This is a genomic window from Microbaculum marinisediminis (assembly GCF_025397915.1).
GTDB lineage: Bacteria > Pseudomonadota > Alphaproteobacteria > Rhizobiales > Tepidamorphaceae > Microbaculum > Microbaculum marinisediminis.
Genome location: NZ_JALIDZ010000009.1, coordinates 74,338 through 98,482, shown reverse-complemented (window position 1 = coordinate 98,482; position 24,145 = coordinate 74,338). Strand labels below are relative to the sequence as shown.

General features: G+C 64.8%; 23 protein-coding genes. 18 read left to right on the top strand and 5 right to left on the bottom strand.

The window, feature by feature from the left end; translation table 11 throughout:
- Positions 1–6 precede the first annotated feature (6 nt).
- The 8 genes from MUB46_RS18735 to MUB46_RS18700 all read left to right on the top strand — a co-directional run bounded on the left by MUB46_RS18735 (position 7) and on the right by MUB46_RS18700 (position 7,983).
- Positions 7–1,443: an NAD-dependent succinate-semialdehyde dehydrogenase gene (locus MUB46_RS18735; protein WP_261617484.1), complete on the top strand. Its 1,437-nt coding sequence runs from the start codon at positions 7–9 to the stop codon at positions 1,441–1,443.
- 16 nt (positions 1,444–1,459) lie between these two features.
- Positions 1,460–3,169: a dihydroxy-acid dehydratase gene (locus MUB46_RS18730; RefSeq protein ID WP_261617483.1), complete on the top strand. Its 1,710-nt coding sequence runs from the start codon at positions 1,460–1,462 to the stop codon at positions 3,167–3,169.
- A 161-nt stretch (positions 3,170–3,330) separates the two neighbouring features.
- Complete coding sequence (locus MUB46_RS18725) at positions 3,331–3,750, top strand: hypothetical protein (protein WP_261617482.1); 420 nt, start codon at positions 3,331–3,333, stop codon at positions 3,748–3,750.
- Positions 3,747–4,277 (top strand): cupredoxin domain-containing protein, encoded by a 531-nt coding sequence (locus MUB46_RS18720; protein ID WP_261617481.1) that lies wholly within the window; start codon positions 3,747–3,749, stop codon positions 4,275–4,277. The genes MUB46_RS18725 and MUB46_RS18720 overlap by 4 nt, the downstream gene beginning before the upstream one ends.
- The gene (locus tag MUB46_RS18715) at positions 4,274–4,975 is read left to right on the top strand and encodes an RNA polymerase sigma factor (RefSeq protein WP_261617480.1); all 702 of its coding nucleotides are present in this window, start codon (positions 4,274–4,276) and stop codon (positions 4,973–4,975) included. The genes MUB46_RS18720 and MUB46_RS18715 overlap by 4 nt, the downstream gene beginning before the upstream one ends.
- A gap of 284 nt (positions 4,976–5,259) precedes the next feature.
- Entirely contained in the window at positions 5,260–6,222 is a 963-nt protein-coding gene (gene speB / locus MUB46_RS18710; protein WP_261617479.1) for an agmatinase, read from the top strand.
- A gap of 30 nt (positions 6,223–6,252) precedes the next feature.
- Positions 6,253–7,164, top strand: a complete 912-nt coding sequence (locus tag MUB46_RS18705) for a polysaccharide deacetylase family protein (RefSeq protein ID WP_261617478.1) — start codon at positions 6,253–6,255, stop codon at positions 7,162–7,164.
- 24 nt (positions 7,165–7,188) lie between these two features.
- Positions 7,189–7,983, top strand: coding sequence for a maleate cis-trans isomerase family protein (locus MUB46_RS18700; protein ID WP_261617477.1), 795 nt, complete (start codon positions 7,189–7,191; stop codon positions 7,981–7,983).
- Here the strand turns inward: MUB46_RS18700 and MUB46_RS18695 are convergent.
- On the bottom strand, positions 7,947–8,987 hold the full coding sequence (locus MUB46_RS18695) for a LysR family transcriptional regulator (RefSeq protein ID WP_261617476.1): 1,041 nt from the start codon (positions 8,985–8,987) through the stop codon (positions 7,947–7,949). The genes MUB46_RS18700 and MUB46_RS18695 overlap by 37 nt on opposite strands.
- A 76-nt stretch (positions 8,988–9,063) precedes the next feature.
- On the opposite strand from MUB46_RS18695, the gene MUB46_RS18690 reads away from it, so the two are divergent.
- The 7 genes from MUB46_RS18690 to MUB46_RS18660 all read left to right on the top strand — a co-directional run bounded on the left by MUB46_RS18690 (position 9,064) and on the right by MUB46_RS18660 (position 16,577).
- Positions 9,064–9,840, top strand: coding sequence for a creatininase (locus MUB46_RS18690; protein ID WP_261617475.1), 777 nt, complete (start codon positions 9,064–9,066; stop codon positions 9,838–9,840).
- Between the two features lie 66 nt (positions 9,841–9,906).
- Complete coding sequence (locus MUB46_RS18685; protein WP_261617474.1) at positions 9,907–10,857, top strand: BMP family protein; 951 nt, start codon at positions 9,907–9,909, stop codon at positions 10,855–10,857.
- An 83-nt stretch (positions 10,858–10,940) separates the two neighbouring features.
- Positions 10,941–12,458, top strand: a complete 1,518-nt coding sequence (locus tag MUB46_RS18680) for an ABC transporter ATP-binding protein (RefSeq protein ID WP_261617473.1) — start codon at positions 10,941–10,943, stop codon at positions 12,456–12,458.
- A gap of 2 nt (positions 12,459–12,460) precedes the next feature.
- Positions 12,461–13,549 (top strand): ABC transporter permease, encoded by a 1,089-nt coding sequence (locus MUB46_RS18675; protein WP_261617472.1) that lies wholly within the window; start codon positions 12,461–12,463, stop codon positions 13,547–13,549.
- 9 nt (positions 13,550–13,558) lie between these two features.
- The gene (locus tag MUB46_RS18670; protein WP_261617471.1) at positions 13,559–14,500 is read left to right on the top strand and encodes an ABC transporter permease; all 942 of its coding nucleotides are present in this window, start codon (positions 13,559–13,561) and stop codon (positions 14,498–14,500) included.
- A gap of 42 nt (positions 14,501–14,542) precedes the next feature.
- Positions 14,543–15,571, top strand: a complete 1,029-nt coding sequence (locus MUB46_RS18665; RefSeq protein ID WP_261617470.1) for a dimethylarginine dimethylaminohydrolase family protein — start codon at positions 14,543–14,545, stop codon at positions 15,569–15,571.
- Positions 15,572–15,671: 100 nt separating this feature from the next.
- A complete protein-coding gene (locus MUB46_RS18660; RefSeq protein ID WP_261617469.1) occupies positions 15,672–16,577 on the top strand; it encodes a quinone oxidoreductase family protein in 906 nt (301 codons plus the stop codon).
- A gap of 8 nt (positions 16,578–16,585) precedes the next feature.
- On the opposite strand, the gene MUB46_RS18655 is transcribed toward MUB46_RS18660, so the two are convergent.
- Genes MUB46_RS18655 through MUB46_RS18640 form a run of 4 tightly spaced genes read right to left on the bottom strand, consistent with a single transcriptional unit; the run spans position 16,586 to position 19,980 of the window.
- Positions 16,586–17,785 carry a hydantoinase/carbamoylase family amidase gene (locus tag MUB46_RS18655; RefSeq protein WP_261617468.1) on the bottom strand — a complete coding sequence of 400 codons (1,200 nt, stop codon included), beginning with the start codon at positions 17,783–17,785 and terminating at the stop codon, positions 16,586–16,588.
- A 15-nt stretch (positions 17,786–17,800) separates the two neighbouring features.
- A complete protein-coding gene (locus tag MUB46_RS18650; RefSeq protein ID WP_261617467.1) occupies positions 17,801–18,454 on the bottom strand; it encodes an amino acid ABC transporter permease in 654 nt (217 codons plus the stop codon).
- The gene (locus MUB46_RS18645; protein WP_261617466.1) at positions 18,451–19,122 is read right to left on the bottom strand and encodes an amino acid ABC transporter permease; all 672 of its coding nucleotides are present in this window, start codon (positions 19,120–19,122) and stop codon (positions 18,451–18,453) included. The genes MUB46_RS18650 and MUB46_RS18645 overlap by 4 nt, the downstream gene beginning before the upstream one ends.
- Positions 19,123–19,143: 21 nt before the next feature.
- Positions 19,144–19,980, bottom strand: a complete 837-nt coding sequence (locus MUB46_RS18640) for a transporter substrate-binding domain-containing protein (protein ID WP_261617465.1) — start codon at positions 19,978–19,980, stop codon at positions 19,144–19,146.
- Positions 19,981–20,125: 145 nt separating this feature from the next.
- On the opposite strand from MUB46_RS18640, the gene MUB46_RS18635 reads away from it, so the two are divergent.
- The 3 genes from MUB46_RS18635 to MUB46_RS18625 all read left to right on the top strand — a co-directional run bounded on the left by MUB46_RS18635 (position 20,126) and on the right by MUB46_RS18625 (position 24,003).
- Complete coding sequence (locus tag MUB46_RS18635) at positions 20,126–21,055, top strand: LysR family transcriptional regulator (protein ID WP_261617464.1); 930 nt, start codon at positions 20,126–20,128, stop codon at positions 21,053–21,055.
- Positions 21,056–21,130: 75 nt separating this feature from the next.
- Complete coding sequence (locus MUB46_RS18630; RefSeq protein WP_261617463.1) at positions 21,131–22,132, top strand: hypothetical protein; 1,002 nt, start codon at positions 21,131–21,133, stop codon at positions 22,130–22,132.
- Between the two features lie 89 nt (positions 22,133–22,221).
- Positions 22,222–24,003, top strand: a complete 1,782-nt coding sequence (locus tag MUB46_RS18625; RefSeq protein ID WP_261617462.1) for a tetratricopeptide repeat protein — start codon at positions 22,222–22,224, stop codon at positions 24,001–24,003.
- Positions 24,004–24,145 lie beyond the last annotated feature (142 nt).

Genomic DNA, 24,145 nt, shown 5'->3' with positions numbered 1-24,145 from the left:
TTGCCCGTGTATCAGGACTTCGAGCTTTACATCGGCGGGGCGTGGGCGGCGGCGATGAACGGCGCGACGAAACAGGTTTTCGACCCGGCGACCGAGGAGGAAATCGGCAAGATCGCCGACGCCGGCCCGGACGACCTCGCTCGCGCGCTCTCCGCGGCCGCACAAGGTTTTGAGATCTGGCGCCGGACCGGGACCTGGGACCGTGCGGCGAAGATCCGACGCGTCGCCGACCTGATCCGTGAGCGTGTCGATACGATCGCCCGGGTCATGTCGATCGAGACCGGCAAACCGCTGGCCGAAGCGGTCGGCGAGACCAACGGCGCCGCCGATCAGTTCGAATGGTACTCGGAAGAGACCAAGCGCATTTACGGTCAGATCATCGGGTCGCGCACCGCCGAGTCCCGCCTTTCGGTGATCTACCAGCCGGTCGGGGTCGTCGCGGCGTTTTCGGCGTGGAATTTCCCGGCGCTCCTGCCGGCCCGCAAGATTGCCGCGGCCCTTGCAGCCGGCTGCTCGGTGATCGTCAAGCCGGCCAGCGAGGCGCCGGGTTCCTGCGGCGCGATCGTCCAGGCCTGCCACGACGCGGGCATTCCCGCGGGCGTCGTGAATTTCGTCACCGGCAATTCCAGCATGATCGCCAGGCACCTGATTTCTTCGCCGGTGGTGCGCAAGGTCTCGGTGACCGGTTCGGTGCCGGTCGGCAAGCAGATCCTGCACCTGGCCGCCGACGGCGTGAAGAAGGTGTCGATGGAACTCGGCGGCCACGGTCCGGTCATCGTCTTCGACGATGCCGATGCGGAACAGGCGGCGGCCGTATGCGCTGCGACCAAGTTCCGCAACTGCGGTCAGGTCTGCATATCGCCAACGCGCTTCTACGTGCACGAAAACAGCTACGAAGCCTTCGCCGCGAAATTCGCGGAAGTGGCCAGGTCGATCAAGCTCGGCAGGGGCCTCGACGAGGGGGTCCAGATGGGTCCGATGGCCAATGCGCGCGGGCTCGACACGATCAAGACGATGGTCGCCGATGCCGTCGACAAGGGCGCCGATGTGCTGGCCGGCGGCAACGTGCCGAGCGAGTTCAATCGTGGCTTCTACTTTGAGCCGACCGTTCTCGGCCGCGTGCCGGACGACGCCCTGGTGATGAACGAGGAGCCGTTCGGGCCGATCGCCCCGCTGGCGACGTTCACCGAGTACGATGATGTGATCAGGCGGGCGAATTCCCTGCCGTTCGGCCTCGCCGGCTACGTGTTCACCAGCAATCTCGGCAACGCGACGCGCGCGTCGGAAGACCTGGAGGTCGGCATGGTGGGCGTCAACGAGATGCTGCTGGCGACTGCGGAAGCGCCGTTCGGCGGCATCAAGGAAAGCGGCATGGGGCGGGAAGGCGGATCACTGGGTATCCACGACTACCTCGAGCCGAAATACGTCAAGATGAAGCTCTGAGGACCGGCACCACCCCATGTCCGATACCGAAGACCACGGGTTTGCGCGCGGGCTGACCAATTACGGCGACCGCGACTTTTCGCTCTATCTGCGCAAGTCCTTCGCCAGCTCCATGGGCTACTCCCGCGAGATGCTTTCAAAGAAGATCGTCGGCATCGCCTATACGCCGTCCGGCTTCAACAACTGCCATCGGCACTTTCCGGAGATGCTGGAGGCGGTCAAGCGTGGGGTGCTGGCGGCCGGCGCCTTGCCGGTCGAGTTCCCGACCATCTCGCTGGGCGAGGTGTTCCTCAATCCGACGAGCCTGAAGTTCCGCAACCTCATGTCGATCGACACGGAGGAGATGATCCGCGCCCAGCCGATGGACGCGGTGGTGCTGATGGGCGGCTGCGACAAGACGGTGCCCGCTCAGCTGATGGGGGCGGCCTCCGCCGACCTGCCGGCGATCCAGCTGGTCGCCGGCCCGATGATGACATCGCGTTATGGCGAGGAAAGGCTTGGCGCCTGCACGGACTGCCGACGCTTCTGGGCCAAGTACCGTGCCGACGAAATCGACGGCGAGGAAATCGGCAAGATCGAAATGCGGCTCGCCACCACCGCCGGAACATGCGCGGTGATGGGCACCGCCTCGACGATGGCCTGCCTTGCCGAGGCGCTGGGCATGTCGCTGCCGGGCACCGCGGCCATTCCCGCCGTTCATGCCGACCGGCTGCGGGCGGCCGAGGCGACCGGTGCGGCAGCGGTCCGCCTGCTCGCCGATCCCGTCAGGCCGAGCCAGGTGATCACCCGGAAGTCGGTCGAGAACGCCTTGCGCGTCCTCCTGGCGCTCGGCGGGTCGACCAACGCGATCATCCATCTGACGGCGGTCGCCGGCCGCCTCGGGATCGATATTCCGCTGACCTGGCTCAACGAACTGTCCGACACCACGCCCGTGCTGGTGAACCTCAAGCCGGTCGGCTCGCACTACATGGAGGACTTCTTCTTCGCCGGCGGCCTCGGCGCGGTGCTGCGTGAGCTGAAGCCGCTGCTGAACCTCGACTGCCTGACGGTGACCGGAGAAACGCTCGGCGAGCGTCTGGACGCGCCGGCCGACCCGGTGGATCGCAAGGTGATCGCCAGCGCCGCCGAACCGCTGGAGCCGCAAGGCGGGCTCGTCGCCCTGTTCGGATCTCTGGCGCCGCGCGGTGCGATCCTGAAACGGTCGGCCGCCGACCCGACGCTTTTCGAGAAGGAGGGGAGGGCGGTCGTCTTCTCTTCGCTGGAGGATCTCGCCAACCGCGTGGACGATCCCGAGCTCGACATCACGGCGGACGATTTTATGGTGCTGCAGAACGCCGGCCCGACCAGCGCCTCCGGCATGCCGGAAGCCGGCTACCTGCCAATCCCCAGAAAGCTGTCGTCGAAGGGGGTGAAAGATATGGTCCGCATATCCGATGCCCGAATGTCCGGCACCGCTTTTGGCACCATCGTGCTGCATGTGACGCCCGAAGCGGCGCAAGGCGGGCCACTTGGCCTCGTGCGCACGGGCGACCGGATCCGCCTGTCGGTCGCGAACCGGAGCATCGACCTGCTGGTCGACGAGGTCGAGCTCGCACGGCGCCGCGCGGCGTTTTCACCGACCCTGCGCGACCCGGAAACGCTGCGGGGCTATGACCGTCTCTACGCCGAGCAGGTGCTGCAGGCCGATGAGGGGTGCGATTTCGCGATCCTGAAGCCAACGAAATAGCGGCATCCGGGCGGTCGCTCCCTGGACCTTGTGCCAACCGCCCGGCGGCCTTAGCCGCGACAAATAAAACTTCCCGCCTCGCGAACCTTTCCTGCCGATCCGCATCAAAGGGATCGGGTGCCGTTGTTACGGCGCCGATGTGAAACGGAAAGGAACACGACGTGAAAACCTCTCTTGCGCTCGCCGCCGCCCTTTTTGCCGCGACTTCGACCGTCGCGATCGCACAAGACGATACGGCGCTTGTTCAGGCCCCGCCGGGCGAGCCCTATATCCGAGTCAGCGACGCGTTGCCCCTTCCCGAGTTCATCCCCGGTCTCGGCACGCTGTTCGTCAATCCCGATACGCTGCCCGCCGGACCGTTCCTGGCCTATGACCACGACGGCAAGCTCTCCGCCACGGTCTACATGACGCCGCTCGAGGCGCTGGAGAACGGAAAATCCTTTGACGATCTCGGGATCGGTTCGCATGCGGTCCGCGGCGTGGACGTCTATTACAACGCCGGACATCCCGGCGTGGACGAGCCCCATGCCCATGTCGTGCTGTATCACGACGAAGGCGCCAAGGGCCGGCTCGCGAAATGAGCCGGACCCGACGACAGGTACTGGCACTGGGGGGTGGCGCGGTCGCCACCCTCGCCCTGCCGCGCTCGATTCCGGCATCCCCGATCGGAGAGGTCGAGATGGTCGGCACCGCCCGCGGGGAACGGATATGGTTCGCGCCACGCGGTCTGGCGGTTGCCCCCGGCACCACGCTGCGCTTCGTCAACCGCGATTCCGGGAACAGTCATACGGCCACGACCTATCATCCGGACCTCTACGGCAGGCCCCGCCGAATTCCGGCGGCGGCGGAGCCCTGGGACAGCGGCTTTCTGTTGCCCGGGGAGAGCTTCCAGGTCACGCTGACCGTTCCCGGCGTCTACGACTACTACTGTATTCCGCATGAGATGGCCGCGATGGTCGGCCGCATCGTCGTGGGCCGTCCAGGCGCCGCGGAGTGGGAGGGCTTGAGCGAAGAGACCGACGACATGATGCCCGAAAAGCTCGCGGCATTGCCGTCGGTGGACGCCATTCTTTCCCGCGTCCGGATCGGAGAAGACGGATCCCAATGACGACCGCCACGAAACCATCCGCCGAACCAAGGGCCGGGCCGGATACACCGGAGGAAGCGCTGGTCGCTGCAGCCCGCGCCCGCGACGACGCCGCGATCCGTGAACTGATCCGTCGGCTTAATCCGCGCCTGTTTCGCGTCGCGCGAGGGATCCTGCCCAGCGATGCCGAAGCCGAAGAGGTGGTGCAGGACGCCTATCTCGCGGCCTTCACCCGGCTGGACGAGTTTCGCGGCCGCGCGCGATTTTCCACCTGGGTCACCCGGATCGCGATCAATACCGCACTGATGCGGGTGCGACGCGCGCGCCCTCAAGAGGGGTACGACACCGTGAACGAAGAGGACAGCAGCCGCATCATCAGTTTCCCGGGGCAGCAGGCGGACTCGCCTGAGGCGTCCCTCGGTCGGTCCCAGATGCGCGGTGTCCTGGAAGCAGCGGTTGCGGATCTGCCGTCGGATCTGCGGCTGCCGTTCCTGCTGTATGAAGTCGAGGGGATGGCGATCCGCGACATCGCGCACGATCTCTCACTCAACCCGATCACCGTGAAGACCCGTCTCTTCCGCGCGCGCCGCCGACTGCGGGCAACACTGGAACAGCAGGTTCACGGCGGGTTCGGCACGATATTTCCGTTCGATGGGATGCGGTGTGTGGCCATGGCGGATCGCGTCGTAGCGATGCTGAAGGCGCAGCGGCACAACTAGCCCGGCGCCTTCCCCGACAGGGATCGCATCGTTGACATGGAGCGCCTCGGACGGGGGTGTAGCGGTCAAACCGCTGTGGCGACATCGTTCCGGTCGGGAGTTGTTGTCGGATCCTGCCTTGCTTGGCGACGCCAAGGTGGTCGGTCGACAGCATTGGCCGTAATAGCTTGTGGCCGACCGCATTGATCGACCGTTGTCGATGCATCATTTGACGGATTGATATTTTTTGAAGCTGAACCGTGCTGCTATGAATCCCGTGTTCTTTGCGATCGGGGCTCCAGCACATGAACACCTATGATAGCGGGCGGCTGAATCTTCCCTTCGTCGGCCATTGCACCTTCGCCAAGAGCCCTGTCTGCCTCGACTGGGACAGGATCGAGGCCGATGTCGCGGTGCTCGGTGTTCCCTACGACATGGGAACCCAGTACAGACCGGGAAGCCGGTTCGGCCCGCGCGCCATCCGTGACGCGTCCACGTTGTTCTCCTTCGGTCATGGCGGTGCCTACGATCACGAGGACGACGTTGTCTACCTGCCCGCCGACCGCGTCCGGATCGTCGATGTAGGCGATGCCGATATCGTCCACACCGATACGGTATCGAGCCATCGCAACACCGAGCTTGCGGTGCGCAAGATCCTCGCCAGCGGCGCCATGCCGGTCGTGCTCGGCGGAGACCACGCGATCAACATCCCCTGTGTCCGCGCCTTCGCCGACGAGGACCCGATCCATATCGTCCAGATCGACGCGCATCTCGATTTCGTCGATGTCCGTCACGGTGTCAGCGAAGGCCATGGGAATCCGATGCGGCGTGCCGCCGAACAGACACATGTTACCGGGCTGACCCAGCTTGGAATCCGCAACGTCTCTTCGACGGCGCGGGAAGGCTACGAGGAAGCGCGCAGGCGAGGCTCGCAGATCCGCTCGGTTCGCCAGTGCCGCGCGCTTGGCACCCGGGGAATGCTGGATCTCGTTCCCGAAGGGGCGCGCTACTACGTCACGATCGACATAGACGGCTTCGATCCGTCCATCGCGCCCGGCACCGGCACGCCGAGCCATGGCGGCTTCCTGTACTGGGAAGTCATGGAGTTCCTGCAGGGGCTCAGCAAGCGTGGCGACGTGGTCGGGATCGACCTGGTCGAGGTCGCCCCGGCCTACGATCCCTCGGGCGTCACATCGATCCTTGCCGCCCAGGTCTTGATGAATTTCCTCGGCTACATCTTCCACGAACGGCAGCTGCGCGCCGGGTAGACGATCCGCCGGTGCCAAGGGAGGACGCAGATGATCGCCAACCCCATCACCTGGCCGGACGGCAAGAAATGTGCTGTCGCCGTCACCTTCGACATGGATGCCGACAGCCTCGTGCATATCGCGGACCCGGCGCGCGCGCCGAAGCTGGTGTCGGCGACTTCGATGCTGCGCTACGGGCCGGAGATCGCGATCCCGCGTATTCTCGAGACCTATCGGCGGCTCGAAATCCGGCAGACCTTCTTCATTCCGGCATGGTGCGCCGAGACTCATCCCGGGGCTGTCGAAGCGATCGCGGAAGCGGGACACGAGGTCGCGCTCCACAGCTATATCCACGAGCATTCCTACGATCTGTCGCGCGATGCGGAGGCCTATCTGCTGGCCCGCAGCGCGGCCATCCTGGAACGGGTCGCCGGCACGCGCCCCCGGGGCTGGCGCGCACCGATGTATTCCTTTTCTCCAGCATCCGGTGAGCTCCTCGTCGAGGCCGGCTTCGCCTACGATTCCTCGCTGATGGGCGACGACATCCCCTATCTGCTGGATACGCCGAAGGGGCGACTGGTCGAACTGCCGACCCATTGGGGCACGGACGATTATCCTCAGTACGCCCAGACGCCGGAGCTCGACTACGCGATGCCGGTGCGGGCACCGCGCGAGGCGATCGCAAACTACACGGACGAGTTCGAAGCACATTACGCGCATGGGGGCATGTGGATACCGGTCTGGCATCCCTTCCTGACGGGAAGGCTGACCCGTTGGCACCATATCGAGAAGATGCTGGAGAGGTTCCGCGAACGCGACGATGTCTGGTTCGCGACCCTAGGCGAGATCGCCGACCACACGCTTTCTTGTCAGGCGGCGGGCACCTATTCGCCACGCGTCTGCAAGGTCCCGTTTTACGATCAGCCACTGTCGACGATGCCGCTGCCGAAGACTGGCGGCTAGAGAGACCGCATGGGAGGGATTGGGATGAACGAGACCCTGGAACCCGTTACCTCGAAGCCCTATCAGGTCCGCTTCGACAACGGCCGCCATCACCGCGCCAAGCTCGGTTTCGTGGTGCTTGCGATGGAGCAGACGGTCGAGGACGACGTCTACAAGCTCGCGCCGCCCGGCGTCGGTGTGCATTTCTCGCGCGTGCCGATGTCGAACGACGCGACGCTGGACACGCTGCGGCAGATGGAAGGCGGCATCGAAGGCGCCGCCCGGCTACTGCTGCCGGACGACGACCTGGACGCCTGCTGTTTCACCTGCAATTGCGGGGTGATGGTGATCGGCGAGGAGCCGGTGATGGCCGCGTTGAAGCGGGCGAAGTCGGAGGCCGAGCCAACCACCGTGATGACCGGGGTCGTGCGCGCGCTGCGGGCCGTCGAGGCGAAGCGGATCGTCGTCGGCACGCCGTATCTCGACGAGGTCAATGCCCATGTCCGCGCCTTCCTGCGCTCCAAGGACTTCGAGATCCTGGACATTCAGGGCCTGAACCTCCGCACCAACCAGGAGATCGATACGGTCGAGCCGGAATTCCTGCTCGAGTTCGGCGCCAGCCTCGACCGGCCCGACGCGGATGCGCTGTTCATCTGTTGCGGCGCACTGCGCAGCCTCGACATCGTCGGTGCCCTGGAGGCGAGGATCGGCAAGCCGGTCATCGTCTCCAACCAGGCGATGATGTGGGATTGCCTGCGCCGCGCCGGTATCGACGATGTGATCGAGGGATACGGCCGCCTGTTTCAGTTGCGTCGCCGCGACGTCGGGCTCGCCGGCTGAGCGACGAGCGTATCGGGGATCTCGCTGAAGACCTGGATCAGGTCGTTGCGGAAATGCCGGACAGCGAGCGACTGGCGCTCGCTCTTGCGCGAGATCAGTTCGAGCGTCGAGTTGAAGCGCAGGCGTTCTGACATCAGCGGACGCAGCCGGCCGCTTTCCACCCACTGTCGGGCGAAGTGTTCGGGCAGGTAGCCGATATAGTCGCCCGAGAGGACGAGAAACGCGACGGCCTCCATGAATTCCGTCAGCGCCGCCGGCTGCATGGAGCCGATCTCCGGCAACAGCTCATCCGGCACGTAGGGCCGTTTCACCAGGCGGCATTCGACGATGTCCTCGAGGCGAACCTTGTCGGGCCGCACGTCGAAAAGGGGGTGACCGCGGCCGCAATAGAGGGACTGTTGCTCGTTTACGAGGCGGACGTAGTCGATCCCCGACAATTGCTGGGTATAGCCGCCGATACCGAGGTCGAAACGGCCTTCGAACACGTCGCGTTCGATCGTGGCCGGTGCTGCGATGTGCAGGTAGATCTTGACGTCGCCCTGGCGCTCCTCGAACCGGGCGATGGCGGCGCTGAGCGGAAAACGCGGATTGGTCACGATGCTGTCCACCATGCCAATTTGAATCTCGCCGGAAAGCCGGCCGCACAACGCGTTGACTTCGGAACTGAAGGAATCGATTGAGCGAAACAGTCTCTGCGCCGCCTCGTAGACCTCTCGGCCCTCCGGTGTCACCCGAAAGCCTCCGCGGCCGCGTTCGCACAACCGCATGTTCAGCCGTTCTTCCAGCGCAGCCATATGCGCGCTGATCGTCGACTGGCCAATATTCATCATGATCTGTGCCGGGGTGAAGCCGCCGCTCTCCACGACCGTCATGAAGACACGCAGCAAGCGAAGGTCGCTCTGGCCGAAATTCTGCGTCCTCAACATGCGGTTTTGCCTTAGTTTAATGTTTGTCGATGTAAATTCGATAACTTTAATATTTTTCGGAGATAAATCGAGTGTCAAGATGTGTGGTTAGTGGCGCAGGCTGTCGGCGGACGGTGGACGTCACCACAAAAGAAAACAGGGGGAGTGCTCGCTGATGTCGATCATGATGTCGGAGTTGAGCTGGGACGAATATCAGCGGCGGATCCGTGACGACGCCATCGTCCTGCTGCCGGTCGGCGCGGTAGAGCAGCACGGTCACCACCTGCCTCTCGGCACCGATTGGATGATGGCCACCTACATGGCCCGCCGCGCGGCCGAGAACGTCAACGGAATTGTCGCCGCCCCAATTTCCTACGGTTATCGCTCGCAGGTGCGTACCGGCGGCGGCGCCCATCAGTGCGGGACGACCAATCTAGACGGCGGCACCCTAATCAATCTGGTCAAGGACGTGGTCAAGGAACTGGCCCGTCACGGCGCGCGGAAGATCGCTGTGATCGACGGGCATTTCGAGAACCGCTTCTACCTCGACGAGGCGTGTTTCCTCGCCATTCGGGAACTTCAGTGGGCCGGCATCGAGGATGCCCGGATCCTGAAGATGATCTACGCCGAGAAGATCAGCGACGAGACCATGGAGAAGGTCTATGCCGGGGGCGATTATCCTGGCCTAGACCTCGAGCATGGCGGCATCCTCGAAACCGCGATGATGCTCTACTGCTACCCGGATCTCGTACACTTGGACCGGGTGAAGGACGAGCCGCTTCCCGAATTCCCGCCCTACGACATGTTCCCCGGCAACCCCGATTGGGTGCCGACCTCCGGTGCCCTTTCCTCGGGAAAGCTGGCGACGGCGGAGAAGGGAAAGCTGCTTGTCGAGGAATTCGTCGCAACCGTGACGGAGTCGTTGCGCAGGGAGTTTCGCAACCCCGCGTGACCAAAGAACAGAAGAAAACTGTCGAGAATTTTCGTTTCGCCTCACGCCATTCCAGGGAGCAAGACCATGAATTCGACCAGACGCAGTTTCTTCGCCGCCACCGCAGTGGTTGCGATGTCGATCTTCAGCGCGCCGTCCGTGGCATCGGAATTCAAGGCCGCGGCGGTCCTGCCCGGTTCCATCACTGACCAGGCCTTCAACCAGGTCGTCTACGAGGGGCTGATGAAGGCCAAGGCCGACCTCGGCATCGAGGTCGCCTTCTCCGAGAAGGTCAAGCAGGCCGACCAGGCCGAGGCGATGTCCGACTACGCCCGCCGCGGCTACCCGGTCGTCATCGGCGCCGGCGGCGAGTTCACGGCCGCGGCGACCCGCGTCTCCCGCCAGTTCGACGACACGCTGGTCGTCGTGATCAACGGCTCGCCCACCGAGAACGTCGCCACGATCAACTACAACAATCCGCAGTTCGGCTACATCCTCGGCTTCATCGGGGGCAAGATGTCGAAGACCGGCAATGGTGGGCTCATCGCCGGTCAGGAGATCAAGGCGTTCGTCGACATCGCCGAAGGCTTCCGCAAGGGCTGGAAGGATGCCGGCGCGTCGGGCGAGGTGACCATCACCTATACCGACGATTGGGATGACGTCGCCAAGGCCAAGGAAGCGACCCTCAACCTGATCAACCAGGGCGCCGACGTCGTGTTGCCGTATCTCGACAACGGCATCGTCGGGGTCGTGCAGGCGGCAGAGGAAAAGGACATCTGGGTGACAGGCGTCATCACCGACCTGGGTAAGTCCTCGCCCAAGGCGAACCTCGCTTCCACCGTACTCGACTTCGCCTCCGCGACCGCCACGGCCATCGCCATGGCCAAGGACGGCAAGCTGGAGCGTGCCGACTTCCGCTTCAACCTCGGCAGCCCCGAGGGGCACATGGGGACCATCAGCGAAGCCGTTCCCGCCGATGTCCGCGCCGAAGCCGACGCGCTCATCGAGAAGATGAAAGCCGGCACCTTCCAGCCGTGATCTAGACAGCCGGGCACGGCGCGGCCGTGCCCGGCGCTATCGCCGTCTCGTCGCTCAACCGGCGATTCCGGGAGGATTCGACCGTGGCAGAATACAAGCTGTCGCTTGAGGGCATCACCAAGACGTTCGGCCAGCTGAAGGCGAACGACGACGTCAATCTGCATATCCGTCCTGGCAGCGTGCACGCCATTCTCGGTGAGAATGGCGCGGGCAAGAGCACGCTGATGAACGTGCTGTTCGGCCTCTACAAGCCGGACACCGGGCGGATCCTGCTTGACGGCAAGGAGGTGTCCTTCGCAAGCCCTCGCCACGCTCTCGAGGCGGGGATCGGCATGGTCCATCAGCACTTCAAGCTGGTGGGGCCGCTGACCGTCATCGAGAATGTCGTGCTCGGATCGCGCGACGACGGCGCCATCCTGAATCTGGCACAGGCATCGCGCAAGCTGGTCGATCTGGCCGACAGATTCGGATTCGAAATCGATCCAGACGTGCCCGTGTCGAAGCTTCCGGTCGGCATGCAGCAGCGCGTCGAGATCCTCAAGCTGCTGTATCGCGAGGTCGACGTTCTTATCCTCGACGAGCCGACCAGCGTTCTCACTCCCAGCGAGACGCGCGGCCTGATTCTGCAGCTCGACCAGATCAGGAAGGCCGGGAAGACGATCATCTTCATCACCCACAAGCTCGACGAGGTGATGGAGGTCTCCGACCGCGTGACGATCATGCGGCACGGCCGGTGCGTCGAGGAAATCGACACCGCCGAAACCGATGCGCGGTCGCTGGCCACGGCGATGGTCGGCCGCCAGGTGGTCTTCCAGGTGTCGCGCACCAAGCACGACATCGGCGATACGGTCCTATCCGTGGACGGTCTGAGCGCGCGAAACGAGCGCGGCCTGATGGCCCTGGACGGTGTCTCGCTCGAGGTCAGGGCGGGTGAGGTATTCGGCATCGCCGGTGTCGACGGAAACGGTCAGGCCGAGCTGGCCGAGGTCATTACCGGGCTGCGCCCAAAAGATGCCGGAGACATACACGTGGACGGGCGTTCGATCGCCGATGCCAGCGTCGCACAGCGATCGCGCGAGTTCGGCATCGCCTACGTACCGGAGGATCGGCAGCGTGACGGGCTCGTCCTGTCGGAGACGATCGCCCGCAACACCATTCTGCGCCGCTACAATTGCGCACCGTTCCAGCACTACGGTCTGATGGACCGCAAGGCCATCGGGTCGCACGCCGCGCGGCTCGTCAAAGCCTTCGACGTGCGTTTCCAGTCCCTGCAGCAGATAGTCGCCGACCTGTCCGGCGGCAATCAGCAGAAGATCATTCTCGCTCGCGAGATCGACACCGAGCCCAAGCTGCTCATCGTCGCCCAGCCGACCAAGGGACTCGATGTCGGCGCGATCGAATTCGTGCAGAAGCAGATCCTCGGCCAGGCCGAGCGCGGCGCCGCGGTGCTCTACATTTCCACCGAGCTCGAGCATCTGCTCCATGTCTGCGACCGTGTCGGCGTGATGTTCCGCGGCCGTATCACGGGAACCCTGTCGGCCGCGGAGGCGACCCCGGAAAAGATCGGCCTGCTAATGGGCGGCGTGGCGGAGGTGGCCTGACAGTGCAACGGTTCGTGAACTCGCTGATCTTCTTCAAGAGCGTCTTTGCCGTCCTCGCGGCCCTGATCGTCGGATCGGGCCTGATTGCGATGACCGGAAAGAACCCCATCGAAGCCTATGCGACGCTCTTCCATGGCGCGTTCCTGGACTACTGGGGTATCGCTAGCACCCTGGTCAAGACAACGCCGCTGCTTCTGGCCGGGCTTGCCGTCATCCTGCCGCTACGCGCCGGCCTGTTCAATATCGGTGCCGAAGGCCAGATCTATATCGGGGCCCTGTTCGCGACCGCCGTGGCACTCTACGTGCCCGGCATTCCGGGGCCGTTGCATATCCTCTTGTGCACGCTTGCCGGTGCTGTTGGCGGCGCGCTGTGGGCGCTGATACCGGCGCTGCTCAAGACCTACCGCAACATCAACGAGATCATCGTCACGCTGCTGCTGAACTTCGTGGCGTTGCATCTCGTCAGCTTCGTCGTGTCCGGGCCGATGATGGAAAAGGGCGCGCCCTATCCGTATTCGGAGGAGATCCCCACGGGCGTCTTCCTACCGAAGATCCTGCCGAGTACCGACGCGCATATGGGGGTTCTGGTCGGCCTGGCGCTGGCGCTGATCATGTTCTTCGTGTTTCGCAACAGCTGGGTCGGCTTCTCCCTCCAGACCGTCGGCAACAATCCGCGCGCGGCCCTCTACGCCGGCATGTCCGTGCGCAGGCACATCATCATTTCGTTCCTGGTCGCCGGCGCGCTCGCGGGCCTTGCCGGCACCTTCGAGGTGCTGGGCCATCGCTATCGGCTCTTCCACGCCTTCAGCCAGGGCTACGGCTACGACGGCATCGTTGTCGCCTTCCTCGCCAATCTCCATCCGCTCTACGCGGTGCTGTCGGCGGTCTTCATCGCCGGTCTGCGGTCGGGAGCCAACATCATGCAGCGCGCGGTCGGGATCGAGACGACGGTGGTCGAGGCGATCCAGGGTCTCGTCATCCTCTTCGTCGCCGTCAGCCTGGCGGTGCGCTACCGCGCGTCCGCCTTCGCCGGGGCGATGCGGCGCCGTCAGGCGCTCGACAATGATCTGGCCAGCGAGCCTGAAAGCTAGGGGCGCGTCATGGAGAGTTTCTTCAACCTCAATCTGCTCAGCGACTTCCTGTCGACGTCGCTCCGGCTGTCGGTGCCGCTGGCTTTCGCCGCGCTCGCGGGCGTCCTCTCGGAGCGCAGCGGGGTCTTCAACATCGCGCTTGAGGGCAAGCTTCTGGCCGGCGCGTTCGGCGCCGCCGTCGGTGCCTTCATGTTTAACGATCCCTTTGCCGGCATCGCCGTCGGCATGTTGTTCGGAGCGCTCGCGGGCACATGCCTCGCAGTGCTCGGCGTCACTTTCGGCGTCAATCAGATCGTCGCCGGCATCGCCATCAACATCTTCGTTCTCGGCATCACCGCCTTCCTGTCGCGCGTGGTCTTCGGCGCCCAGGCCAATACGTTGCGCCTGCCCGGGTTCCTTCGCTTCGAAATGCCGTATCTGTCGGAGATACCGCTCATCGGCCCGGCGATCTTCAGCCAGGATCTGCTCGTCTATGTGATGATCGTGTGCGTGGTCCTGGTGCACCTGTTCTTCTACCGCACGCGGTGGGGCCTTCAGGTCAGGGCGGTCGGCGAGAATCCGTCGGCCGCCGACAGCGCCGGGGTCTCCGTTGCCGGCGTGCGCTACGGCTGCGTCATCGCCGCCGGTGCGATCGCCGCTCTCGGCGGCTGCTATCTGGTGCTGTCCCAGGTCTTCCTGTTCTCCGAGCACATGAGCGCGGGCAAGGGCTTCATCGCGCTCGCCGCGGTCATCCTCGGGCGCTGGACGCCAGTTGGCGCGCTGCTAGCCTGCCTCCTGTTCGGCTTCTTCGACGCGCTGCAACTGCGGCTTCAGTTCAACTACCAGGAGGTGCCGCACGAGTTCTTCCAGATGCTCCCGTATCTGATTTCGATCCTCGCGCTCGTGGGGCTCGTCGGAAAGCCGACGCCCCCCGCGGCGATCGGCAAGTTCTACCGCCGGGAAGCGCGCTGACGGTTTCCAGTTCTCAGAATACCCATCACGGAGATTCCTTCCATGTACGACGAAAAGGCGATGCGCGCTGCGGCGCAGAAAGTCTCGGACGGTTCCGATCCGGTCTTTGTGCGCGCCGAGTGGGGTGAATTGAAGGAATGCGTCTATGGCGGTTACGACCAATTCGTGTTCCCCAAGTTCCTCCAGGACGCGGATGTCCGGCCGTCCGGCGCCTTCCGCCAGTTCTGGTACGAGAACCAGGAGCGCGACGTCCGTGATGCGGACCCGGAATACTTCGCCCGCTGGCAGCAACAGATCGAGACCACGATCCGGCGGCTGGAAGACCTCGGCATAAGCATTCACCTACCCACGAGGATGAGCGACGCCAACATGAAGTTCCCCCGCGGGGAGAACCACGGCGTGCTTACCGGCTGGCTCCGAGATCCCTTCGTCACCATCGGCAACAACGTCATCGAGCTCGCCCCGCGCTCGATGTTCCATCGCCGCCAGCGCTTCGCCATCCGCCATCTGCTGGCCGCCACGATGGAGCGCGGCGCGCGCTACTTCGCCCAGCCGGATTCCGGCGCCGACGACAGCAACGAGGGCCTGCCGGGCTGGGGCTATCTTGAAGGCGGCGACATTCTGGTGCTCGGCAAGACCGTGCTCGTCGGCAATTCCGGCAACTGTAGCAATCCGGAAGGGGCGCGCTGGCTCCAGCATATGCTTGGTCCGGACTACGATGTGCAGATGGTCCGCGTCGATCCGCGTTTCTCGCATCTCGACTGTGTCATGCTGGCGCCGCGCGAGGGCGTCGCGGTCGTCTCGCTCGAATGCCTTCCCGACGGCGTTCCCGACTGCATCAAGGATTGGGACCTGATCGACGTGCCCTTCGAGATCACCAAGGTCCACATGGGCTGCAACCATCTCGTGCTCAACGACCGCACGGTGATGATGCCGGAGGGCGAGCCGCAGGACGCGCTGGCCGCGGCGCTGAAGGAGCGTCGTTTCGAGATCATCCGCATACCCTATGACGAGGTCTACTGCCTCGGCGGCTCGTTCCGCTGCGCGCACCAGCCCCTCATCCGCAGCTGAGGGCGGCGCCATGCGTGCGATAGTGATCGAAAGCCCCGGCGACATCGATCAGCTGGTCTATCGCGAAATCCCCGACCCCGCCCCAAGGAGGGGCGAGGTCGTGATCGACGTCGCCTATGCGGCGGCGAACTGGGGCGACACGCAGAAGCGGCGCGGCGTCTATCCCGACCCGCTCTCCTATCCGGCGGTCATCGGCCTGGAGGTATCCGGCCGGGTTGCGGCGCTGGGCGAGGGGGTCGAAGGAATGGCGGTCGGCCAGCGCGTCGCCGCCATTACCGGCCCGACCATGTTGGGGGGGTACGCGGAACGCTGCGCGGTCGGCGCCGCTTATGTCATCCCCTTGCCCGATGACATGCCGCTGGATATCGGGGCCTCGTTCCCCGTCGTTTGCCTCACGGCCTACCATCTGCTGCACAGTGCCTATTCGGTGCGTGCCGGCGAATGCGTTCTCGTCCATTCGATCAGTGGCGCGGTCGGCCTTGCGCTCACCCAGCTCGGGGTCGCTGCCGGCGCGACCGTGATCGGCACCGTGGGGAGCCCGGGACGGGACGCGCCGGCACGCGATAAAGGCGCGGCGCTGGTGATCGACAGGTCAAGTGAGGATTTCGTGGAACGCGCGCTCGATTTCACGGAAGGTCGCGGTGTCGATCTCGTTATCGACTCCCTTGGCGGCGACGTACTGCCACGCAGCTTCGACTGCCTCAAGACCTACGGGCACATCATCAATATCGGCGAGGCCGCCGGCTACCCGGATTTCGAAATCCGGCCGAAGCTTTATGAGCGGTCAACCTCGCTTGCCGGGTTCGAGGTGCTCCATGCGATGCGCGTGCCCGGTCGCTGGCAGGCTGGCGTGGACCATGTGCTCGCCGCTATCCGCGAAGGCACGCTTTCCGTACCGATCGCCCGGTGCTTCCCTTTCGGGGAAATCAGAGAGCTGCACCGCGCCTTCGAGACGCGCACCGTTAACGGCAAGCTGCTGCTCGAGGTTGCCGGCGAGGGCGTCTAGGCCCTGTTCTAGGCTTCCAGGCTTGCCGCGAGCACCTGCACGCCGAGGACCAGATGCTCCTCGGCGGTATCCTCCGCGAAGTCGTGGCTGATGCCCCCGATCGACGGCACGAAGAGCATCGCCGTCGGCATCAGCCGCGCGAGGTTCGCCGCATCGTGCAGGGCACCGGAGGGCATGCGCCGCCACTTACCCGGTGCAAGGCGATCCGCCGCCCCACTGAGATTGCTCATCAGTCCACCGTCCATGGCGGTCGGGGCGAGGGCGGAGAAATCCGATCTCTCCAGACCCAGGCCGCGGGCGGCTGCGGTCTCGGCGGCGCAGTCGCGGATCGTCTGTGTCATCGCCTCGAGCCGCGCCTCGCTGCCGTCGCGCCACTGCACGGTGAATTCGACGTCGCCGGGGATCACCGACGGCGCGTTGGGATGAAGCCGGACATGGCCGATGGTCCAGACCGTGGTCGGCGTGACGATGCCAGTGAGCCGGGCATTCAGGTCGTTGACGAATGCGGCCAGGCCCTGGAAGGCGTCGCGCCGCATCGCCATCGGCGTCGTGCCGGCATGGTTCTGTGCGCCGGTGAACCGGAACCGTTCTGTGCGGATGCCGACAATGGCGTCGACGACACCGATGGACTCGCCCTGCTGGTCGAGCACCGGACCCTGTTCGATATGGGCTTCGACGAAGCCGCTGAAGCGGTCGGCCGGCAGGAAATCGCCAGTCACCATAGGCTCCATCCGGCGGCGGGCCTCGACGAAGGTGACCCCACTTGTGTCGACCAGGGCGTCGGCTTCGGCGAGTGGCAGGACACCGGCCCAGATGCGGCTTCCGGTGAGGACGCCAAAACGGCCTTCCTCGTCCTGGAAGGAAACGACGGCGACGGGCGGGCCGCCGGCCTCGCGCGAGGCGCGGGACACTTCCAGCGCGGCGATGACGCCATAGGCCCCGTCAAGCCAGCCGCCCTCCGGTTGCGTGTCCGAATGCGACCCCATCAGCAGGCATTTGCCCGGCTCCGGCGGCAGGCCGAACAGATTGCCGGCCGGATCGAAGGCGGGATCTAGACCCGCGTCGCGCATGCGCCCGGCAAGCCATTGGCGCGCTTCGATATCGGTATCGGAAAATGCCGGGCGGATGACGCCGTTGCCGGACGCGCCGATCGCACGCAGGTCATGCAGGTCCTTGAGCAGTCGCTGGGGATTGATGGCGATTGGCATGGACAATTCTCCCGTTCAGGCCGGCTGCAGCCAGGCCATGCGGCTTTCGAGGCGCCGCGCGATGGCGAGGATGACGAGTACGAGGGCGAGATAGAGCCCGCCGATGATCGCCCACACCTCGAAGACCTTGAATGTCTGGGCAATGACCACCTGGCCGGCGAAAGTGAGTTCGGGGACCGACACCGCGGACAGGAAGGCGGATTCCTTGGCCACCGTGCCGACGAGATTGACGCAGGCCGGCAGCGCGAAGGGCAGCAATTGCGGCAGGATGATCAGACGGAAACGTCTCAGCGAGCGGAGGCCCAGCGCGGCCGCCGCGTCCCACTGGCCTTCGGGCACGGACTTGAGGGCGCCGCGGATGATCTCGGCCATATAGGCGGACGTGTAGATGGCGACCGCCAAGACGCCGGCGAGCTGCGGATCGATCCGCAGCCGGAACACGCCCACCGTCGCGAAGATAAGCATTGCCTGGATGAGGAACGGTGTGTTGCGGATCGCTTCCACGTAACACCGGACCGGCAGCCGCACGGCCGCCCGTTTTGCGCCGAGCGGAAAGGCGAGCGCCGTTCCGGCGATCGCGCCGGCGGCGAAGCCGATCGCGACGATGGCGATCGTGTTGAACAGGCCGCGCAGGATGTCGCCACCGTGATTGTGCAGAAGCTCGATCACGATGCGCCCGCCGTGACCGGCTCGAGCCGCCGTTCGAGCCACCGCGACAGCATGGCGATCGACCACAGGACGACGAAGTAGACCAGCGCCGCCGCAAGTGTCGGGGCCAGCGGGTCGAAGGTCTGCATCGCCACCTGCTGAGAGCGGCGGGTCAGGTCGACCAGCGTGATGAGCGACAGGACGGGGGAGGCCTTGACCAGGAAGCCGATCTCGCCGGCCATCGCGGGAAGCGCCACCGGCAGGACCTGCGGGATCAGGACGAGACGCCAGGTCTGCGCCCTGTTCAGCCCGAGCGCGCGCGCCGCTTCCGCCTGGCCGTCGGGAATGCGCTGGATCGCGCCGCGGAAGATCTCGGCGAGGAAGGCGGCGCCGTTCATGGCGAGCGCCACCACCCCGACCCAGAAGGCGGAAACCCGGCCGAGGCCGAGAAGCGCCGGTAGTCCGAAGTAGAACAGGAAAACCAGGATGACGATCGGGAGGCCCCGCATGAGGGCGATGTAGGTGGTCGCCGCGTAGCGAAGCCACCTGTTTTGCGACCGGCGCGCCCCCAGGAGAGGGAGAGACAGGATGAGCGCGCCGGCCGCCGCCAGCAGGCTGACGGCCAGCGTGATGAGCAGGCCGTCAACGAGCAGGGGGATGATCGCGAAAATGTCTACCAGGTAATCCAAACCGCGGAGCTCTTCGCCGGTCTACTTCGTCTGGGCCGCACCCTCCGGCAGATATCCGTCTGCCGGGCTGTCCGAGCGAATGCCCACCCACTTCTCCTGCATAGCGTAAAGCTCGCCGCTTTCCGCCAGCCGGCTGATCGTCGCATCGACGCTCGCCAGCAGGTCGCGGCTGTCCAGACGCGTCACCCAGGAAATATAGACGGGGTCGCCGTATTCGGCGACGACCTTGAAGCTGTCTGGCGAGGCCGCCATGAACTCGCCCGCGCTGACCGAGCTGATAACGATGGCGTCGATCTGGCCCGAACGCAGTGCGAAGGCGGTGTCAGGGAAGGTCTGGAACAGCCGCAGGTCGGAGAAACCGTCGCCGCCGGCCGCCTTCAGCTCTTCGTCGATCTGCCGGGCGACAGCCTCTGTCGAGCTGCCCAGCTGGGTGCCGACGACACGGCCGTTCAGCGCCTCGATCGCAGTGATCTCGGACTCGCCGGCCGGCACCACGATGACGTTGGAGATCGCGGCGAACGGGCGTGAGAAGGCATAGGACTTAGCCCGCTCCGGATTGATCGCGACCGAGGTGGCGACGAGGTCGTACTGGCCCGCCGCGAGACCGGCGAGAATGCCCTGGAAGGGCAGGTCCAGCTGCTCGACCTCGACATCGAGGTCCTTCACGACTTCGGCCAGGAGATCGGAGCCGAAGCCGACGATCTCGCCGTTGTCGACATATTCGAACGGCTTGAAGGCGGCTTCCGTCGCCACCGTGATCTTGCCGTTGGACTTGATGCGGTCGAGCGTCTCGTCGGCATGCGCCACGGACGCGCCGAGTATTGTCAGGAACACGAAAGTCAGCAGCTTATGGATCATGGTTATCTCTTTTCGACGGCCACCGGAGACAAGCCCTGCAACGGCAAGGCGGGGCCGGAAGCCTATAAAGCCCCAGGAAGTGCGGGAACCGGAATTTTTGTCACTTCACTTGCGTAGAGACGCAAGTAAGGATTAGGTCCCGTCCATGTTCGCGGTGTCCAAATACGATATCCGGCAACTGCGCGTCTTCGCGACGGTCGTCGAGCATGGTGGCGTCTCCAGTGCCGCCAGCAAGCTGGGCGTCAGCCTGTCGACCGTCAGTCGCGATCTCTCCGCGCTCGAGGAACGCATCGGTGTGCATCTTTGCCGCCGCGGACGCGGCGGGTTCGCGCTCACGCCGCAGGGCGAGCACATCTATCAGGCGACGGTGGATCTGCTGTCGCGGCTGCACGGCTTCGAGCAGGAAGTGCAGGCGGCGCGCGAAAGCGTCTCCGGCGTGTTCAATCTCGGCGTCATCGACAACGTCATCTCCAACCCGGCCGCCGGCATCGTGGACGCGTTGTCGAAGATGCACCGGGACTATCCGGAAATGCTGGTGAATGTCAGCGTTCACGAAAGCCCCACCGTCGACATCCTGGTCCGCGAACATCGCCTCGACATCGGGACGACGGGAACGCCTGCCTGGCTGCCGCAGATCCAGTACGTTCCCGCGTTCGCCGAGGAGCACCGGCCGTTCGTGAGCCGCAAGTCGCCCTATTACGATCGCATCGTGGATGGACTCGGCGGCAAGCCGGTCGGCGATATTCCCTATATCGCGCGCGGCTTCCGCGCCGACACGTTCCGAGGCTTCGAGGAGAGCTTTCCGCTGCAGATCGCCGGCCGCGGCGCGACGCTCGAGTCCATCCTGGCGGCGGTGCTCGCCGGCGTCGGGTTCGCGCTGCTCCCAACCCATTTCGTCGAGACGGTCCGGCGCAGCGACCTCGTCGAAATTCCCCTCGATGCGCCGCCCGTCCGCGTCCAGTTCTATCTCGCCTATCACGGCGAGCTGGCCAGCCATCCGGCAATAAAGGCGTTCATGGACCGCTTCCACGGCACGATCGCTGGTGACGATCCTTTCGCTATCGCGCAAGCGTGATTGCAAGCTTTGGGGTTCTCCGGCGGTCGCCGCGCGCGTTATCTCGGCGGACTATCACAACCGGAGATGCCCGTCATGGCCGACAACGAGACGCAGACCAGCGAAGCCCCGATCCATGTCGAATCCGAGTGGGCGGATCTCAAGGAATGCGTCTATGGCTCGCCTGACACCTGGGTGCTGCCGGTCTTTCTCGACGACGTGAAACTGCGCGCGCAGGGCGAATTCGGAAAGTTCTGGACGGCGAACCAGGGGCGTGACGTCAAGGAGGTCGCGCCCGAGCTGTTCGCCGAGTTCAGCGGACAGATCCAGGGTGCCATCGACCTTCTGGAAAAGCTCGGCATCCGCGTGCACGTCGCCGGCCCGATCAGTCCGGACAACCGCAAGTTTCCGCGCGGCCAGGACCACGGCGTGTCCACCGCATGGATGCGCGATCCCTTCGTGACCATCGGCAACAACGTGATCGAGCTGGCGCCGCGCAGCCTGTTCCATCGCCGCCAGCGTTTCGCCATTCGCGAGATCTTAGCTTCGACCATGGAGCGGGGCGCACGCTATTTCGCGCAGCCCGACAGCGGCGCCGACGACTATCGCGACGGCAAGGGATGGGGCTATCTCGAGGGCGGCGACGTCTTCGTGCTCGGCAAGCAGATTCTCGTCGGCCATTCCGGTGGCTGCAGCAACCCCGAAGGCGCCCGCTGGCTGCAGCATGCGCTCGGACCGGACTACCAGGTCGACGTGGTGCCGATCGACCCGATGTTCCCGCACCTGGATTGCGTGATGATGACGCCGCGCGAAGGCGTGGTCTTCACCGCCCTCGAGGCGCTGCCCGCGGGCCTGCCCGCCTTCATGAAGGACTGGGACGTGGTCGACGTGCCGAAGACGCTCGCCAAGGCCCATATGGGCTGCAACAACTTCGTGCTGAACGATCGTCTCGTCGTCGTCCCGTCCGAGGAACCGCTGGACGTGATCGCAAAGGCACTCGAAGAGCGGAATTTCGAAGTGATCCGGATTCCCTACCGCGTGCCCTGCATGGTCGGCGGTTCGTTCCGCTGCGCCCATCAGCCGTTGATCCGACAGTAAGGCTCTGGGCCGACCCGCAACGGAGGCGATAGACTAAGACGCGGCCCATCCCTAGAGTTGGCTAACAAAACTCGATTGGGAGGAGGGCCTTGGCCCAGGAGCGCGTCCAGCGGCGCCTCGCCGCGATCCTCGCTGCCGACATGGTGGGCTATTCGCGCCTCATGCGGGCCGACGAGGAAGGCACGATCGAGCGGCAAAAGGCCCTGCGCCGCGACCTGATCGATCCCGAGATCGCCGGGCACGGCGGCCGCATCGTCAAGACGATGGGCGATGGACTGCTCGTCGAGTTTCCCTCCGTCGTCGACGCGGTCAAGTGCGCGGTGGCCGTCCAGGAGGCGATGACCGAACGCGAAGCGACGATTCCCGAAGATTTGCGGATCCGCTACAGGGTCGGGATCAACCTGGGCGATATCGTCATCGAGGACGAGGATATCGTCGGAGACGGCGTCAATGTCGCGGCGCGCCTCGAAGGCCTCGCCGAGCCGGGCGGCCTCTGCATCTCCGATCTGGTCTATCGCAGCGCTCATGGCGGCCCCGGTCTTCGGTTCGAGGATCTGGGCGATCAGAAACTGAAGAACATCCCTGAGCCGGTACGGGTCTGGCGGTGGAGACCGGAAGACATGGAGAGCGCAAAGCTCCCGGAGGTCTCGCCCGGCGCAACGCCGACCCTGCCCGACAAGCCGTCCATCGCGGTTCTGCCCTTTACCAACATGTCGGGCGACCCGGAGCAGGAATATTTCGCCGATGGCATGGCCGAGGACATCATTACCGAGCTGTCCCGCCTGCCGTGGTTCTTCGTCATCGCGAGAAATTCGAGCTTCACCTACAAGGGCCAGCCGGTTGACGTCACGAAGGTCGGGCGGGAGCTGGGCGTGGCCTATGTTCTGGAAGGAAGCGTCCGCAAGGCCGGCAACCGGCTGCGCATAAACGCGCAGCTGATAGACGCGGAAACCGGAAATCACATCTGGGCGGAGCGCTACGACCGCGAGATTGCCGACATCTTCGATATTCAGGACGAGATCAACCAGGCGATCATCAACGCGGTCGCGCCGGAACTCGTCTCCGCCGAGCAGAAGAAGACACGGCAAAAAGACCCGGCCCAGCTGAGCGCCTGGGAATGCGTGATGCGCGGCCGCGCCCATGTCTGGAAGCTTGGCCGCGAAGACGCCCGGATCGCGCGCCGCCTGTTCGAACAGGCCATAGCCCTGTCGCCCGGCAGCGGGCTGGGCGCGAGCGACCTGGCGCTGGTGCATTTCCTTGATGCCTTCTACGGCTGGAGCCGTTCGCGCGAACAGTCCTTCAAGGACATGGTCAAGACCGCGGAGAACGCGGTGGCGATCGACGACACCGATCCGATGGCGTTGACGATCCTGTCCTGGGCCTACAATTTCGCCTACCAGTGGGACGAGGCGCTCGCCACGATCGACCGCGCGATCGCACTCAGCCCCAACTTTGCCCCCGCCATCGGACTCCGCGGGGCGATCCTGGCCTGCGCGGACGAACCCGATCTCGCGATTGCGACGGTGAGGGAAGCCATCCGGTTGAGCCCGCGCGACGGGTTCATGCCCTACTGGCTGATGGGGCTGTTCTGGGCCTATCACTCGATTCAGGACTACGAGCAGGCGGTGCTGACCGCACAGCGGGCGGTCCGCGTCGCGCCCGACAACCCGACCTTTCGCCGCCAGCTGCTCGTCGCCAACCATATGCTCGGCCGAAAGGCCGAAGCCGCGGCCGCGCTTGCCGACTACCTGGCGCTGGATCCGAAGGCCACGGTTGACGACTCCCGGATCATCCCGTCCCGGAACAAGCAGCACCTCGATCGCTATATCCAGATACTGATCGATGCCGGTGTGCCCGAAAAATCCGCGTGAGATCCTGTCGCGAATATCGAGACGAGGCGACACGCGGATAGGTTTGGCCTGCCGCGATCGAGCACCGGGATCTGACGGAAGCTGCGACCATAAGACAGCACTTCGTTCCCTTGCCCGTGTCGCCGCGTCATTCGACAATGCG